At 69.0% G+C, this 15912-nt stretch carries 12 protein-coding genes and 1 other RNA gene; 6 read left to right on the top strand and 7 right to left on the bottom strand.

Annotated features, from left to right (window positions below; all coding sequences use genetic code 11):
- The first annotated feature begins 34 nt into the window (after window positions 1–34).
- The 3 genes from ACWDEW_RS11575 (at window position 35) to ssrA (ending at window position 2301) form a co-directional block, all read left to right on the top strand.
- Window positions 35–1219 (top strand): S41 family peptidase, encoded by a 1185-nt coding sequence (locus tag ACWDEW_RS11575; protein ID WP_450511848.1) that lies wholly within the window; start codon window positions 35–37, stop codon window positions 1217–1219.
- Window positions 1220–1265: 46 nt separating this feature from the next.
- Complete coding sequence (gene smpB / locus ACWDEW_RS11570) at window positions 1266–1808, top strand: SsrA-binding protein SmpB (protein ID WP_362983402.1); 543 nt, start codon at window positions 1266–1268, stop codon at window positions 1806–1808.
- Window positions 1809–1913: 105 nt separating this feature from the next.
- Window positions 1914–2301: a transfer-messenger RNA gene (ssrA, locus tag ACWDEW_RS11565) on the top strand.
- Window positions 2302–2354: 53 nt separating this feature from the next.
- Here ssrA and ACWDEW_RS11560 read toward each other — a convergent pair.
- The 6 genes from ACWDEW_RS11560 to ACWDEW_RS11535 all read right to left on the bottom strand — a co-directional run bounded on the left by ACWDEW_RS11560 (window position 2355) and on the right by ACWDEW_RS11535 (window position 11632).
- Window positions 2355–5225, bottom strand: coding sequence for a glycoside hydrolase family 3 C-terminal domain-containing protein (locus ACWDEW_RS11560; protein WP_450511846.1), 2871 nt, complete (start codon window positions 5223–5225; stop codon window positions 2355–2357).
- Between the two features lie 95 nt (window positions 5226–5320).
- Entirely contained in the window at window positions 5321–6331 is a 1011-nt protein-coding gene (locus tag ACWDEW_RS11555; protein ID WP_450511844.1) for a LacI family DNA-binding transcriptional regulator, read from the bottom strand.
- Entirely contained in the window at window positions 6331–8571 is a 2241-nt protein-coding gene (gene yicI, locus ACWDEW_RS11550) for an alpha-xylosidase (RefSeq protein WP_450511842.1), read from the bottom strand. Before yicI ends, ACWDEW_RS11555 begins: the two co-directional genes overlap by 1 nt.
- A 15-nt stretch (window positions 8572–8586) precedes the next feature.
- Entirely contained in the window at window positions 8587–9411 is an 825-nt protein-coding gene (locus tag ACWDEW_RS11545; protein WP_450511841.1) for a carbohydrate ABC transporter permease, read from the bottom strand.
- A complete protein-coding gene (locus ACWDEW_RS11540) occupies window positions 9408–10367 on the bottom strand; it encodes a carbohydrate ABC transporter permease (protein WP_450511839.1) in 960 nt (319 codons plus the stop codon). The genes ACWDEW_RS11545 and ACWDEW_RS11540 overlap by 4 nt, the downstream gene beginning before the upstream one ends.
- Window positions 10364–11632, bottom strand: coding sequence for an ABC transporter substrate-binding protein (locus ACWDEW_RS11535; RefSeq protein ID WP_450511837.1), 1269 nt, complete (start codon window positions 11630–11632; stop codon window positions 10364–10366). Before ACWDEW_RS11535 ends, ACWDEW_RS11540 begins: the two co-directional genes overlap by 4 nt.
- A gap of 211 nt (window positions 11633–11843) precedes the next feature.
- Here ACWDEW_RS11535 and ACWDEW_RS11530 point away from each other — a divergent pair, with 211 nt between their 5' ends.
- Window positions 11844–12332 (top strand): N-acetyltransferase family protein, encoded by a 489-nt coding sequence (locus tag ACWDEW_RS11530; protein WP_450511836.1) that lies wholly within the window; start codon window positions 11844–11846, stop codon window positions 12330–12332.
- Here the strand turns inward: ACWDEW_RS11530 and ACWDEW_RS11525 are convergent.
- Window positions 12329–13528: an MFS transporter gene (locus tag ACWDEW_RS11525; protein WP_450511939.1), complete on the bottom strand. Its 1200-nt coding sequence runs from the start codon at window positions 13526–13528 to the stop codon at window positions 12329–12331. The genes ACWDEW_RS11530 and ACWDEW_RS11525 overlap by 4 nt on opposite strands.
- An 84-nt stretch (window positions 13529–13612) precedes the next feature.
- Here ACWDEW_RS11525 and ACWDEW_RS11520 point away from each other — a divergent pair, with 84 nt between their 5' ends.
- Window positions 13613–14581, top strand: coding sequence for a LysR family transcriptional regulator (locus tag ACWDEW_RS11520; RefSeq protein ID WP_450511834.1), 969 nt, complete (start codon window positions 13613–13615; stop codon window positions 14579–14581).
- Between the two features lie 529 nt (window positions 14582–15110).
- On the top strand, window positions 15111–15884 hold the full coding sequence (locus ACWDEW_RS11515) for a hypothetical protein (protein WP_450511833.1): 774 nt from the start codon (window positions 15111–15113) through the stop codon (window positions 15882–15884).
- Window positions 15885–15912 lie beyond the last annotated feature (28 nt).

Genomic DNA, 15912 nt, shown 5'->3' with positions numbered 1-15912 from the left:
GTGCGGCCCTTCCCGTTGTCCTAGACTCACCGCCATGTCAGGCCGTGACCTGTTCTGTCAGCCCCGCCGCATCCGCCGCGGGGCCGCCCTGACATTGGTGTTCGCGAGCGTGCTCGTCGCCGGTGCGGCGACCGGCTCGTTCGAGGAACCCGGCCGCGCGGACCGCAAATCGGCGTCCGGTACGGCCCGTTCGGCGCCCGTCGCCAAACACGAGGACGTCGCGAAGGCCGCCGCCGAGGCGAAGGCCGACGGCAAGTCGCCCATGGAGGCTGCCGAACGCGCCGTCAGCCGCAGCGGGGACCGGTGGGGTGCCGTGTACTCCCAGGGGGAGTACGAGGAGTTCGAGGAGGCCCTCGACGGCCAGTACACCGGCGTCGGGCTCTGGGCCCGCCGGGAGCGCGACGGCCGGATCGAGGTGACCAAGGTGCAGTCCGGGTCGCCCGCGGCCACCGCCGGGGTCCGCAGGGGCGACCGGCTGCGCACGGTCGACGGCGAGAACGTCGACGGGCAGCCCGTCACCGAGGTCGTGGCCCTACTGCGCGGCGACGCCCAGGACGCCGCCGCCGGCACCACCGTCACCCTCGGCCTGGAGCGCGGCACGCACGCGTGGAGCGAGACCGTACGGCGCGCCCGCCTCTCCACCGACTCCGTGACCGTCACCAGGCCGGACGACGAGGTCACCGTCATCAAGATCTCCGCGTTCACCAAGGGCGTCGGCGACATCGTCCGCACCGCCGTCCGTCAGGCCCCCGCCGACTCCGGGTTCATCCTCGACCTGCGCGGCAACTCCGGCGGCCTGGTCACCGAGGCCGTCACCACCGCCTCCGCCTTCCTGGACGGCGGCCTCGTCGCGACGTACGACGTCGACGGCGAGCAGCAGGTCCTGCACGCGGCGACCGGCGGCGACACCACCAGACCGCTGGTCGCGCTCGTCGACGGCGGCACGATGAGCGCGGCCGAGATGCTCACCGGCGCCCTCCAGGACCGCGGCCGCGCGGTGGTCGTGGGCTCCAGGACCTTCGGCAAGGGCTCGGTCCAGATGCCGAGCCGACTCCCCGACGGCGTCGTCGCCGAACTCACCGTCGGCCACTACCGCACCCCCTCCGGCCACACCGTCGACGGCCGGGGCATCACCCCCGACCTCGATGTCACCGCACAGGGGCAGGCGGCCGTAGAACGCGCGGAGACCGTATTGAGCGGCCTCGGGGACGCTTCGTAATCGCCTTTCCCTCATGGCCCCTGGTAGTGCGAAAATGGTCAGCACTATGAGCAAGGGAATGTACGTACCCAAGGAGTCCCAGCCCAAGCAGGGCGGCGGGGCCGCGAAGGCCAAGGACGGCAAGCGCAAGATCGTCGCGCAGAACAAGAAGGCCCGGCACGACTACGCGATCGTCGACACCTACGAGGCCGGGCTCGTCCTGACCGGCACCGAGGTCAAGTCGCTGCGCCAGGGGCGCGCCTCGCTGACGGACGGCTTCGTCCAGATCGACGGGGGTGAGGCGTGGCTGCACAACGCCCACATCCCCGAGTACAGCCAGGGCACCTGGACGAACCACACGGTCCGCCGCAAGCGCAAGCTGCTGCTGCACCGCGAGGAGATCGACAAGTTGGCGTCGAAGTCGGAGGAGACGGGTCACACGATCGTGCCCCTCGCCCTGTACTTCAAGGACGGCCGGGCGAAGGCCGAGATCGCGCTCGCGCGAGGCAAGAAGGAGTACGACAAGCGGCAGACCCTGCGCGAGAAGCAGGACCGCCGGGAGTCGGACCGCGCGATCGCCGCCGCGAAGCGGAAGCAGCGGGGCCAGTAGCCACGGGGAATACGGTGGCATCGGCGTGCGTTGGTCACGTACGATGGCTACTGCACCCCACAGCGGGTGTGTGACCCTCCTCGGAGGGGCTTGAAAAAACAACATGGGGATGATCGGTTTCGACAGCGGCTGTCGAAGCAGGTGAAGCGTGTCGAGGAAGCGGCAATGATCTCGTTAACCATATGTCGCAACCAATAATCGCCAATTCCAAGAGCGATTCCCAGTCCTTCGCCCTCGCTGCCTAATAACAGCGACTGAAGGACCCTAAAAGGGTGTCAGACCGGGGATGTTCCCGACCCGGACCCTGGCATAATCTAGGGAACTAAACCATCGGGCCCGGTCACGGGGTCCGGTGGGAAATCAAACAGTGACTGGGCCCGTCGGCGACTTGTTCGCGTGATTGCCGGGGCCGAGAAAAGCACAGCGAACTGCACACGGAGAAGCCCTGATTCTGCACCGGTGGACGCGGGTTCGATTCCCGCCATCTCCACTCATCCCATGTGGGTAAAGCCCCTCACCGCTTCGGCGGTGGGGGGCTTTTTCCTGTCACCTCACCGTGAAGCTCGATATTCGCAACCCGTTGGTGAGCACCAGATACACGTCCGTACGGCCCTTCGCCGCACCCGACAGATCCGCGGTCACCGTCTCGTAGTCGTACGACGACGAAGTCGCCGTCGTGTGAACCGTCCCCACGAGCCTTCCCGTCGGGGAGCCGAGCCGGACCTCGATCGTGCCGGCGGCCGTACCCGCCACCCGGGCCGTGAACTTCGTTGCCCCCGCGCCCAGTTGGGTGTCAGCGAACTTCAGCCACGCGCCGTCCGCCGCCGCGCCCACCGCGGTGCCGCTCGCCTTGGACTCGTCGACGAGGTGGACGGCGGAGTAGTCGTCGAAGTTCTCGGCGCGGGTCGTCCGGGACAGGTTCCGGGGCGGGATGGTCTCCCCGTGGACCTGCCAGGTCGTACGGGTGCGGATGTCGGCCGACGACGCTCCGGCCATGACGTCGTACGTGCCGGATTCCACGACCCATTTCGAGCGCGTGACGTCCCAGTGGGCCAGGTCCTTCTGCTGGATCTTCAGGTGGACCGTCTTTGTCTCCCCGGGCTTGAGCGAGACCCGTTGGAAAGCCTTGAGCTGCTTCAGGGGCTCTTTGTCGCGGGACGTGCGCTGGTGCGTGTAGAGCTGGACGACCTCGTCGCCCGCTCGTGTACCGGTATTGGTGACCGTGACCTCGTAGCCGCCGGCGACGGGTTTCAGGGTGCCGTAGCGGAAGGTCGTGTACGAGAGGCCGTAGCCGAAGGGATAGAGCGGGGTGCCCTGGAAGTACTGGTAGGTGCGGTCGGACTTGATGATGTCGTAGTCGAGGATCGACGGGAGGTCGGCGTCCGAGCGGTACCAGGTCTGGGTGAGACGGCCGGACGGGTTGACGTCGCCGTAGAGGACGTCGGCGAGGGCGTTGCCCGTCTCCTGGCCGGCGTGGGAGGTCCAGAGGAGGGCCGGGACTTCCTGTTGCACGGCGCCCAGCGTGGTGGGGTAGCTGTTCTCGACGATCACCACCGTCTTCGGGTTGGCCCGATGGACCGCCTTGGCCAGGGCCTCCTGCGAGGGGGCCAGGGACATGTCCGTGCGGTCGTGGGCCTCGCGGCCGTTGATCGACGGCATGGAGCCGATGACGACGACCGCCGTGTCCTTGCCCTGCACCGCGGCCACGGCGTCGTCGATGCCGTCGCGGACCACGTCCTTCGCGTAGTGCGCCGCCTGGTCCTTGGGCACCAGGCCCAGGGTGCCGTTCGCGTCGGTCGGGCCGAGGTAGACGGGGTTCGACCACCAGGACTCGGCCGTCTCGTAGCCCGCGTACCTCAGCAAGGACGTTCCGTCGTCCTGCTGTTCCAGCTTGAACTGCTGCTGGACGTACCAACCGTTGGGCTGTGTCTGGTCGTTGACGAAGTTCGACCAGTTGTAGCCGACGTACTTGCCGTTGGCGGCCGAGCGCAGGGTGACGATGCCCGAGCCCCAGTCGAACGCGTCGAACTGGGCGGCGGTCGTCGGGGTGTCGGCGGTCTCCCGCAAGGGGGCGCCCGTGTCGCCGGTGCCGGCCGTGACGTACTTGCCGGTGGTCGTGTCGCGGAGGGCGATGCGGTCGACTCCCTCGCTGGTGGTCACGGGTGCCTTCAGTTTCGCGGCGATGCCCTGCGCGGGGGTGACGGCGTAGGGGAGCGTGCCCGAGTACCAGTCGGTGTAGAGCGTGTCGGCGAGGGGGCCGACCACTGCCACGTTTTTCTGTGTCGTTTTCAGCGGAAGTGACACACTTTTCTTGAGCAGCACCGTCCCCTCGGCCGCCGCCTTGCGCGCCAGTTGCCGATGCGCCGGGCTGTCGATGATCGACGCGTCGATCGAGCCGTACTTGCCGCCGCCCGGGTCGAATTCACCGAGCCGGACGCGGACGGAGAGGATGTCGGACACTGCCCTGTCGATGTCCGAGACCTTCAACAGGCCTTGTTGCAGCGCCGAGTTGATCGCCGCAGTCGTCGGGCCCGGGTCCGCGCTGTTGTCCGTGAAGCTGTCGACACCGGCCTTCAGCGCCGCCGCGTCGCCCTCCGCGATCGTGGGGTAGTACTGCTGGGGAGCGACCAGATTGCCGGGGGCGAAGGCGTCGGTGACGTTCAGCAGGTCCTGGCCGGTCCAGGTCCTCACCACGCTGTCCAGGTCCGGATTGACCGTGGCGGGGCGGCCGTTGACCAGGTTGTACGACGTCATCACGCCCGTGGCCGCGTCCGCCGCGATCGCCTGTTTGAAGGCGGCCTCGTCGTACTCCTTCTCCACCCGTGGGCGCAGGTCGGAGGAGGTGGTCGCGCGGTCGGCCTCGTTGTTGTAGCCGAGGTAGTGCTTGAGGGTGGGGGCCGTCTTGAGGTGGTTCGGGTCGCCGCCGGTCAGGCCCTCGCCGTAGGCCGTGGACAGGGCGCCGGTCAGTTCGGGGTCCTCGCTGTAGCCCTCCTCGTTGCGGCCCCAGCGCGGGTCGCGCAACAGATTCACCACCGGGGCCCAGAGGTTCAACCCCCAGCCGTCCGGGCGCTGTTGCTGGAAGCCACGGGCCTCGTCGCCGACCGCGGAGCCGACCTGTTCCATCAGCGCCGGGTCCCAGGTGGAGGCGAGTCCGATGGCCTGCGGGAAGACGGTGGCCTTGCCGAGCCAGGCGACCCCGTGCAGCGCCTCGGTGCCGGTGCGGAAGGACTGGATGCCGAGGCGGGGGATCGCGGGCTCGTACTGGTGGAGGAGGGAGATCTTCTCGTCGAGGGTCAGCCGGCCGAGGAGGTCGTCAACGCGCTTGCTGACGGGGAGAGTCGGGTCGCGGAAGGGGTCCGGGGTGTCGGCCGTCGCCGGGACCGTCGCTCCCAGGCCGACGATCAGGGCGAACGCCACGGCGAGCGTGGTTCTGTGGCCTGTTCTTTGACTTCTTCTCTTGCCTTTCATGTCGCGGCTCCTTCGGGTAGGGCCTTGCTCCAACGGTGGTGGTGTCAGGGCGCGTTGCGAGGTGCCGTGCTCGCGCGTTCGGTCAGCCGGGGTGCCAGCAGGGTCGCGTCGGGCACGGTCTTGCCGCCCAGCTTCTTCATCAGCAACTCGACGGCGCGGAAGCCGAGTTCGGCGGCGGGCAGCGCGACCGAGGTGACCGGGACCCGTACGGACTCGGCGAGTTCGTCGGGGCAGATCGCGGTGACCGACAGATCGCCGGGGACGCGCAGACCGAGCTGCTCGAAGGCGTCGACGAGGGGTTCCAGGAGCGGTTCGTTGTGGACGACGACTCCGGTCAACGCGGGCTGTTCACGCAGCAGTTGCTCGGCGACGGCGGCTGCCGCGGCGGGCGCCGGCTCGCAGGGGTGGACGCAGGAGACGAGCCCGTTGCGGCGGGCGGCGGCCGTGAAGCCCTGAACGACCCGCTGGGCGAAGGCGGTTCGGCGGACGTACACCTCGGGCGGTGACCCGACGAGGGCGACGACCCGGTGCCCGAGCCCCGCGAGCCGTTCCACGCACAGCTCACCGGCCGCCTTGAAGTCGAGGTCGACACAGGTCAGCCCGTCCGCCTCGGCGGGGAAGCCGATCAGCACGGACGGCCGGTCCAGGGAGCGGAGCAACGGCAGCCGGGGATCGTCGAGTTGTACGTCCATCACGATCATCGCGTCGACCAGTGCCGAGTCCGCGACCCGCCGCAGGCCCTCCTCACCCTCCTCCTGGGTGAGCAGCAGGACGTCGTGGTCGTGGCGGCGGGCCGTGGTAGCCACCGACATCGCGAACTGCATGACCACGGGGACGTGGATGCCGGTGCGTAAGGGGATGACGAGGGCCAGTACGTTCGACCGGCTGCTGGCCAGGGCGCGGGCACCGGCGTGCGGCCGGTAGCCCAGTTCGCGGACGGACGCCTCGACGCGCTGCCGGGTCTCCTCGGAGATCGGGCGCTTGCCGCTCAGCGTGTACGACACGGTGCTGGGGGAGACCCCGGCGTGCCGGGCCACATCGGTGATCTTCACCATCAGCCCAGCTCCAGGGTCAGGAACCCGCTGCCCGACTTCGACCGTTCCCCGGAGGCCAGCGCCCACGCCACGGACGGGTCACTGCAGGACGCCCGGAGCGTGTCCCCCTCCCGTACGACGGTGAAGGTCACGTCGCCGACCGGCACCGTCACCTGCGCGCCCCGCTCCAGGCCGTACGCCCGCAGGGTGACCCCGTCGGCATAGTCGTAGTCGGGCCGGTCGGTCACCGCGCCGACCGGGATCACCGCACCCGGTCGGACGAGGAGCGGCACGCTGTCGAAACCGTGCTTCTCGCGCACCCAGCGCGGCCCGGTGACCGTACGGCCGGTGAGGTAGTGGGTCCAGGTGCCCTCGGGGACGTAGTAGGAGACGTCGCCGTCGTCGCTGAACACGGGCGCGACCAGCAGATCGGTGCCGAGCATGTACTGCCGTTCCAGATGCGCGCATCCCGGGTCGTCCGGGAACTCCAGCACCATCGCCCGCATCATCGGCACGCCCTCGGCGGAGGCGGTGCGCGCGGTCTCGTAGATGTACGGCATGAGGCTCAGCTTGAGGCGGGTGAACTGCCGTAGTACGTCCACGGATTCCTCGTCGAAGAGCCACGGGACCCGGTACGAGGAGCTGCCGTGCAGGCGGCTGTGGGAGGACAACAGGCCGAAGGCCAGCCAGCGTTTGAAGAGGGCGGGGGTCGGGGTGCCCTCGAAGCCGCCGATGTCGTGGCTCCAGTAGCCGAAGCCGGACAGGCCGAGCGAGAGGCCGCCGCGCAGCGACTCCGCCATCGACTCGTAGGTCGCCTCGCAGTCACCGCCCCAGTGAACGGGGTACTTCTGGCTGCCGGTTGTGGCCGAGCGGGCGAAGACGACCGCCTCGCCCTCGCCCCGGTGCTTGCGCAGGACGTCGAAGACCGTGCGGTTGTAGAGGTAGGTGTAGTAGTTGTGCATCCGCTCGGGGTCCGCGCCGTCCGCGTAGGCGACATCGACCGGGACCCGCTCGCCGAAGTCGGTCTTGAAGCAGTCGACGCCCTGCGCGAGCAGCGCCTCCAGCTTGCCTGCGTACCAGTCGCGGGCGGCCGGGCTGGTGAAGTCGACCAGGGCCATGCCCGGTTGCCACAGGTCCCACTGCCAGACGCTGCCGTCAGGGCGGCGCAGCAGATGCCCGAGCGCCTTGCCCTCGGCGAAGAGTGGCGAGCGCTGCGCGATGTACGGGTTGATCCAGACGCAGATGTGCAGGCCGCGGTCCTTCAGCCGGGCGAGCATGCCCTCCGGGTCGGGGAAGACCCGCGGATCCCACTGGAAGTCGCACCAGTTGAACTCGCGCATCCAGAAACAGTCGAAGTGGAAGACGGACAGCGGGAGTTCACGCTCCCGCATGCCCTCGATGAAGGACGTCACCGTCTCCTCGTCGTAGGAGGTGGTGAACGACGTCGACAGCCACAGGCCGAACGACCAGGCGGGCGGGAGGGCCGGGCGGCCGGTGAGGGCGGAGTACTTGCGGAGGATGTCCTTGGGGGTCGGGCCGTAGATGACGTAGTACGTCAGCTGCTGGCTCTCCACGCTGAACTGGACCCGCGACACCGCCTCCGAGCCGACCTCGAAGGAGACCCGGCCGGGGTGGTCGACGAAGACGCCGTAGCCCGCGTCGGTGAGATAGAAGGGGACGTTCTTGTAGGCCTGTTCGGTGGCGGTGCCGCCGTCGGCGTTCCACATGTCGACGACCTGGCCGTTCTTGACGAGCGGCCCGAAGCGTTCGCCGAGTCCGTAGACGGAGGTGCCCACTTGGAGCCCCAGCTGCTCGCGAAGGTAGTGGGCGCCGGTCGCGTCCCGCATGATGCCCATGCCCTTGGGGCCGCTGCTGGTGAGGGTGCGGCCGTGGGCGAGGAAGTCGACGTGCCAGGGCCCGGTGCGCGCCACTTGGACCGACAGCGCGCCGGAGGTGAGCGTCGCGCGCTCGTCGTCGTAGGAGGTGTGTACGGCGAACTCCTCCTTCCGCACGTCGAATTGGGGACCGCGTGGTTGCTCGCCCTCGAAGTGGGTGAAGGTGACGCCGATGACGTCGGGCATCGGGGCGTGGGCGCTGATCGTCACGACCGGTCCCTTCAGCAGGTCGCCGCGGTGGCGGATGGGCACGGTCGGCGCGTGGATCTCCAACGCGCCGTCCGGGGCGGTGACATCGAGGACCTCGACCGGGTGGGCGGCGGTGACGCCCTCGCGCAGCAGCCAGTAGCCGTCGGTGAACTTCATGTGGGGGTCCCCTTACTACTTGACGGCACCCACGGCGATACCGCGCGTGAGGGTCCGCTGGAAGACGAGGAAGAAGACGATGGCGGGCAACACACCGAGAAGGGCAGCCGCGTTGGTCATCGTGGCGTCCATCAGACGCTGGCCCTGGAGGACACCGAGGGCCACCGACACGGTCTGGTTGTCGTTGGAGATCAGCATGACCAGGGGGAGCAGGAACTCGTTCCAGGTCCAGATGAAGAAGAAGACCAGCAGGACGCCGATCGTGGGGCGGCTGACCGGGACCACGATCCGCCACAGCACCTGCCACTTGTTGGCGCCGTCGATCCGGGCGGCCTCGATGATCTCGCGGGGGAACTGGCCGAGCACGGAGGAGAGGAGATACGTGCCGAACGCGGCCTGGATCACCGTGAAGACGATGACGACGCTCAACCTGGTGTCGTACAGGCCGACTTGCTTGCTCAGGTAGTAGATCGGGTAGACCAGCGTCTCCTGCGGCAGCATGTTGGCGAGGACGAAGAAGGCCAGGACCCACGTGCGGCCCCGGATACGGCCGATGCCGATCGCGTACGCGTTGAGGACCGACAGCACGGCGGCGAGGACGGCCACCGACCCGCTGATCAGAACGGAGTTGAAGAGTTTCTGGCCGTAGTCGACGCGCTGCCAGAAGTCCTTGAGGCCGTCCAGGTAGAGGCCCTTGGGGAGGCTGAGCGGACCGTGTTCGGAGTACTCGGCCGGTGACTTCACGGCGTTGATCAGGACGATCAGGAACGGGATCACCATGAAGAGGGCTGCGATGCACAGGGCGATGAGCACCGGGTAGCGGCGCAGGGCGGTCGTCATGCGCGGTCACCTTCCTCCGCGCGGGTCTGGAGTTTGAGGAAGGCGAGGGAGAGCACGAGGATGATCACGGTCAACACCGTTGAGATCGCGGCTCCGTAGCCGACCTGGGTCTTCTCGAAGAACGTGGTGAAGGAGAAGTAGGACGGGACGTCGGTCGCACCGCCCGGGCCGCCCTTCGTGAGGACGTACACCGCGCCGAACACCTTGAGCGCGGCGATCGTGCACCAGGTGAGGACGACGTAGATCTCGGGGCGGATCTGCGGCAGCGTGATGTGCCAGAAGCGGCGCCACCAGCCGGCGCCGTCCAGCTCGGCGGCCTCGTAGAGCTGGGGGTCGACGCGTTGCAGCCCGGCCATGAACACCACGAGCGGGAAGCCGAGTTGGACCCACACCATGACGCCCATGACGCTGTAGAGCGCGATGTCCGGGTCGCCGAGCCAGTCCTGCTGCCAGGAGCCCAGCCCCACCGCTTTCAGCAGGGTGTTGAGGGAGCCGTTGTCGGGGGCGAGGATCCAGCTCCAGACGATGCCGGCGACCGCGATCGGGAGCACCTGCGGGAGATAGAAGCAGGCGCGGAGGATCGAGGCGATACGGCTGCCGAAGTGCTTGCCGACGTAGTCGAACAGGGCGGCGGCGAGGACGAGTCCGACGATCGTCGGTACGGCCGCCATCGCCACGACCATGAACAGGCTGTGCCGGAAGGACGCCCAGAACTCGGAATCGTCCAGCAGGTCACGGTAGTTGGCGAGGCCGGTCCACTTGGGGTCGCCGACGCCCTGCCAGTTCGTGAAGCTCACGGCCGTGTTCATCAGGAACGGGACGACGATCACGGCGAGCGCGGCCAGGGCGCCGGGGAGCAGGAACAGGGCGTACGAGGTGCGGGGGCGGGGGCTGCGCGGGCCGGTGGTGTGGTGCCTGGTGCCGGCCCGCGCGCCCTTCTCGACGGTGACCGTCATGTCGACGGAACGCCCTTGTCGTACGCCTTCTGGAGATTGCTGAGATAGGCGTCCGGTTTCTCGCTGCTGGTGATCAGCTTCTGGGTCTCGGAGACGAGGACGTCGTAGAAGCCGGGGACCGGCCAGTCCGGGTAGAAGGCCAGACCGTCGCGGGCCGTGAGGGTGTTGAAGTTGGCGATGAGTTCCTTGGACTTGGGGTCGGTGATCGCGGAGGTGTCGGCCGCGACCGGGATGCCGCCCTTGTTGCCCATCAGGTTCTGGATCTTCTTCGACAGGGTGATGTCGATGAAGTCGTAGGCGAGTTGCTTGTTCTTGGCGCCCTTGGGGACGACCCAGATGTTGCCGCCGGAGCCGAGGGTGAGGTTCGAGCCGGGCCACAGGGTCGTGCCCCAGTCGAACTTGGCCTCCGTCTGGAAGCGGCCGTACCACCAGCTGCCGGAGAACAGGATCGGTGCCTTGCCCTGGATCCAGGAGACACCGGCGTCCTCGGCCTTGGTGGAGCTGGAGGTCTTGGCGATGTAGCCCTTCTTCACCCAGTCGGCGAAGGTGGTCGCCGCGTAGGTCCAGGCCGCGTCGTGGAAGTCCGTCTTGCCCTTGTACAGCTCGTACTTGTCGACCCAGGCACGGTCGGCCTTCGACAGCGCGAGCTGGTAGAGGTACTGCTGGGCCGGGTACTCGGCGCCCGCGTTGGCGAGCGGTGTGATGCCCTTCGCCACGAACTGGTCCATGGCGGCGGTGAGTTCGTCGAACGTCTTCGGCTCGGCGATCTTGTACTTCTTGAAGAGGTCCTTGTTGTAGTAGACCATCGTGTACTCGCCGTAGTCGGTCACGCCGTACCACTTGCCGGAGCCCATGACTCCGTTGGTGTCGTACATGTCCGTGGTGCCGACACTGGTGGGGATCTTCTTGTCCCAGCCGCGTTTCGTCGCCTCGGCGGTGAGGTCGGTGAGCAGGCCCTGCTTGGAGAGCAGGCCTGCGGTCGCGTTGCCCTTGTTGTACTCCATGACGTCCGGCGCGTCCGAGGAGTTGAGGACCATCGGGGCCGTCTTCTGGATCTGCTCGAAACCCTTCTCCTCGAACTTCACCTTCACGCCCGGATGCTGGGCCTCGAACTCCTTGATGGCCTCGTTCCAGGCCACGCCCATCGCACTGTCGGGGCCCTCGTAGTGCCAGAGCTTCAGGGTCTTGCCGTCTGAGGTACCGCTGTCCGAGTTGCCGCAGGACGTGAGGAGCAGAGCTCCTGTCACGATCACTGCGGCCGTCATCGTTCGCCTTCGGGTCGTCAACATCCAGGGCCTCCGGGGGAGTCGGATGGGTGTCGAAGCGCTTCGATGGAGGAACGTACGTAGGCGGTGCTGGTGCGTCAATGGGTTAGGCGGAGATTGGCGCAAGCGATTCGATGAACGGTGGGCCGCATGAGCCGGGATCGGGAGCGCGTGGTGTCGTCGGCGCCGACAGCCGGTTGAATGGGGCGGTATGGACGCGCGGAAGGTGACCTTGCGGAAAATGACGCCGTCGGAGTACGACGCGGCGACCGAGCGCCGTGAAGCCGAGACGGCCCGTGAACTCGGCAAGTTCATGCCGCAGGAGCTGGCGTGGGAGCGGACCCGCCAGGGCACCGCCCAGTTCCTCCCGGACGGGCGCGACACGGCCGGTCACCATCTCGTGGTGGCGGAGAACGGTTCGGGCGAGGTCGTGGGCAACGCGTGGATCGGTCCGGACCCGCGCCGGGCCGCGGGCACCGCCGATTCGGCCTGGCTCTACGACATCAACGTTCTCGCCCCGTTCCGGCGCCGCGGCTACGGATCCGCCATCCTCCACGCCGCCGAAGAACTCGTCGCTCGTGAGGGCAGGACATCGCTCGGCCTGAACGTCGTCGGAACCAACGAGGCGGCCATCGCCCTCTATCGACACAACGGGTACGACGTGTCGTCCATGTACCTGTCCAAGAGCGTGCAGCGCTAGATCGGACGGTGGGGCCTTCCCCTGCCACGCTGGACCGCCCTGGCCGGTGCCGCTGTCAGCAGCGCCGTCGCCGCCGCCGCGACCGGTACCGCGAAGCCCGCCGCGGGGGACGTGTGGTCCGCCGCCCAGCCGGCCGCCGCCGACCCGGACGCGATTCCCAACAGCAAGCTCGTCACCGCCAGGCTCATGCCCTCGTTCAACCGGCCTTCCGGTGTGCGGTGTTGGAGCAGGGTCGTCGCGGTGACCATCGTCGGGGCCGTTGCCATGCCTGCCACCAGCAAGGCCGCCGCGAGTGCCGGGAGGGAACCGAGTGTCGTGGTGGCAAGCAGCGGCAGAGCCATCAGAGCCGTCATCGCCAACAGGCACCACCGCAGCCGGAGTTCCGGCGTCCCCGTCGGCTTCAGCCTCCCGTACAGCAGGCCCGCCGCGCACGAGCCGGCCGCCTGGAGGGCCAATACCGCACCGCCCGCCGCACGGTGACCCGTCGCGTTCGCGTACGCGAGCGTGGCGATTTCCATCGAACCGAACACCGCGCCCGTCGCCACGAAACCGGCGAGGAGGGGAGGGATGCCGGGCACGCGCAGGGGCGGACCGCCCCTCGGGGCCGGGTTCGGCGGTGGTTCCGTCGAACGCTGGGCCGTGAAGATCAGGATGCCGGTGAGCAGGAGTACCGCCCCGGTCAGCGTCCCCGCCTCCGGGAAGAACGTGCCGCACAGGAAGGCCGCGAGTGCCGGGCCCAGCATGAAGCACAGCTCGTCGGCCGCCTGCTCGAAGGAGTTCGCGGTGTGCAGGGCCTCGGTGTCGCCGGCGAGAAGGTGGGCCCAGCGGGCGCGGGACAGGCCGCCGGTGTTGGGGGTCGTCGCGGTGGTCGCGTACGCGGCGAACAGGGTCCAGTCGGGGGCGCCGCAGCGCACGCAGAGGAGTAGGGACAGGGAGCCCAGGAACGCAACCGCCGTTGCCGGTACGGCCGTTCGGGACTGTCCGTGGCGGTCGGTCAGGCGCGCGATCCACGGGCCGGCGAGTGCCGTCGCCGCGAGGCCGGTCGCGGTGACGGCGCCGGCGAGGGCGTACGAGCCCCGTGAACCGGCGATCATCACGACCGCGCTCACGCTGAACATGCCCGCGGGCAGGCGGGCGATCAGGTTCCCGGCGGTGAAGGCACGGGTGCCGGGGAGGGAGAAGAGGTGGCGGTACATGGCTCCCACCGTCACCCCCGGACGATCAAGGGGTCCAACACCTGTTCCGCGCCGATTCACGCACCTGCGTTGTAAGTTCGCCGGATGCCCCGGACACCGGCCCACGTGGACCCCCGACTCCTCCGTGCCTTTCTCGCCGTCGCCGAGGAACTGCACTTCACCCGTGCCGCCACCCGGCTCTACGTCGCCCAGCAGGCGCTGAGTCGTGATGTGCGGCGGCTGGAGCGGGAGTTGGGGGCCGAGCTGTTCGTGCGGACCACCCGGCAGGTGACGCTGACGGCGGACGGTGCGCGGCTGGTGCCGTATGCCCGGCAAGTGCTGGCCGCGCACGACGAGTTGCTCGCCGCGTTCCGGCAGGCCCGGCCACTGCTCGTGGATCTGAACTCGCCGGGGCTCGGCACCGGGCGCCGGGTGTTGCACCGGGCCCGTGAACTCGCCCCGGAGCAGGAGCTGATGGCCCGCTACGAGAGCGGACTGACGGGAGCCGCGGGGGAGTTGCTGGCGGGGCGGCTCGACGTGTCGTTCGGGAGGTTCGCCGGGCTCGACCGGGCGCTGCGGGCCGGGCTCGACCACCAACTCGTGCGGTACGAGCCGATGGCGGTCGTCCTGCCCGAGGACCACCGGCTGGCGTCGCTCGCGGAGGTGCCGGTGGACGCGCTCAAGGGGGAGGCCGTGTACGCGGGGGCCGGGAATCCGCGTACCCCGGAGTGGACGGATCTCGCGCGGCGGTTGTTCGAGGGGCGTGACATCGAGGTTGCGGCGCCCGCACATATGGCCGTAGGGGAAGAGGAATTCGAACGGGTGATGGGCAGGACGAGGAACCCGATTCTCGCTGTAGTGGGCTTTCCGGCCATGCGCCGGACCGTGCTGCGGCCTCTGGTGAAGCCGGTGCCTTTGTCGCCCGTGTCGCTCGTGTGGCGAAAGGGGCTGGTGCACCCCGGATTCGACGCGCTTCGACGCGCTGCGGCGGAGATCGGCGGTGCCGAGGGATGGCTTCGGCGGCCCGCAGATGGATGGATTCCAGCCATGGACGTGGACATGCTAAAGACGTAGAAATTACGCATCCCGTCACATGTGGTGGTCCAGTTACGCTACCTTCGGTGACCTGGGCACGGTGTGGTACAGGGGGTGCGTGGACCGGGTGGGGGCCCGGTTCGACGGCGTGTGCTCAGGGTCGTCTGCGCCCCCGGAACAGTTCCGTGGGGGGATGTGCGTGCGCGTGGAAAAGTGGCGAGAAGACGCCCAACTGGAATGGCCTCAGGCTGCATCCGCGACCAGAGACGTACCGGTCGTAGGCGGAGAGGCCCAGGCGTTCCCGGAGACCGAAGCATCCGGAGGGTCGGAGATCATCGAGGGCGGTGGGCGCGGCCGCCACAGCGGTCATGCCAGTCATGCCGCCGGTCGTGTACGGACCGAGCCGTCCCAGTCGTCCGGGCCGCCGGGGTCGTCCTGGCCGGTCGTGCCCAAGGGAGTACGCAAGGGACAGGCAGGGCCGCTCAACGGTCCGCCCGTCGGTCCGCCCCTCGGTCCATCCGTCGGTCCGCCCATCGGTCCGTCCGGTGCCCTGGCCGATCCCTGGGGCGTGCCCGCGGCGAACGACCCCGACGAGGTGACCGTCCAACTCGACGGCCCCGCCGAGGAGTTGGACGGCGATCCTGGAGCGAAGGGCGCCGGTCACGACGGATCGGACGGGCCCGTCTTCGTCGACGAGTCCGGGCGCCGCAGCCGTAGGTACCGCCGGATCGGCATGGCCGTCGGCATCGCCTGCGCGGTGTACGCCGTCGTCATCGTCGCCACGCTGCTGTCCGGCAGCTCGGACGCGCCGTGGCTCCCGATGCCGGGGCAGAAGGAAGACCCGCCCGCGAGCAAGGTCGACACCTCGCCGCTGCCCGCCGAGTCGGGCCGGCCGTCCGCCGGCGGCGGCGTGGCGCCGGGGAACATCCCGACGGCGAGTGACGGTACGACACCCTCGCCGGGCGCCGACGCCAGCGCGAGCGCGAGCGGCGCGTCCAAAGCCCCTGGCAGCAAGGCGACCACGTCCGCGTCCGCCAAGCCGTCCGCCAGCAAGAGCACGGCGGCCCCGGCCGGCGGGACCGTGAGCAATCCCGTCGTACAGCCCTCGCACCCGCAGGACACCCCGTCCGCCGGCCCGAGCACACCGACGGGCGGTACGAGCGCCCCGGCGCAGCCGACGACGCCCACCCCGACCCCGACTGCGGGCACCGGCACGGTCGCCGACGCCCCGAACTCGCCGTCGCCCGTGGCACAGGGGCCTGCCGCGCCCTCCGAATCGGCCCTGGCATCGGCATCGGCACCGGCACCGGCACCTTCCATGACCTCGGAGCACATCGTCTGATGGCATCGCACAACCGCCGCCCCGCAGC

The organism is Streptomyces sp. NPDC001100 (assembly GCF_053598575.1).
The sequence above is the reverse complement of the archived record's forward strand: the minus strand, read 5'-3'. Positions and strand labels throughout refer to the sequence as shown.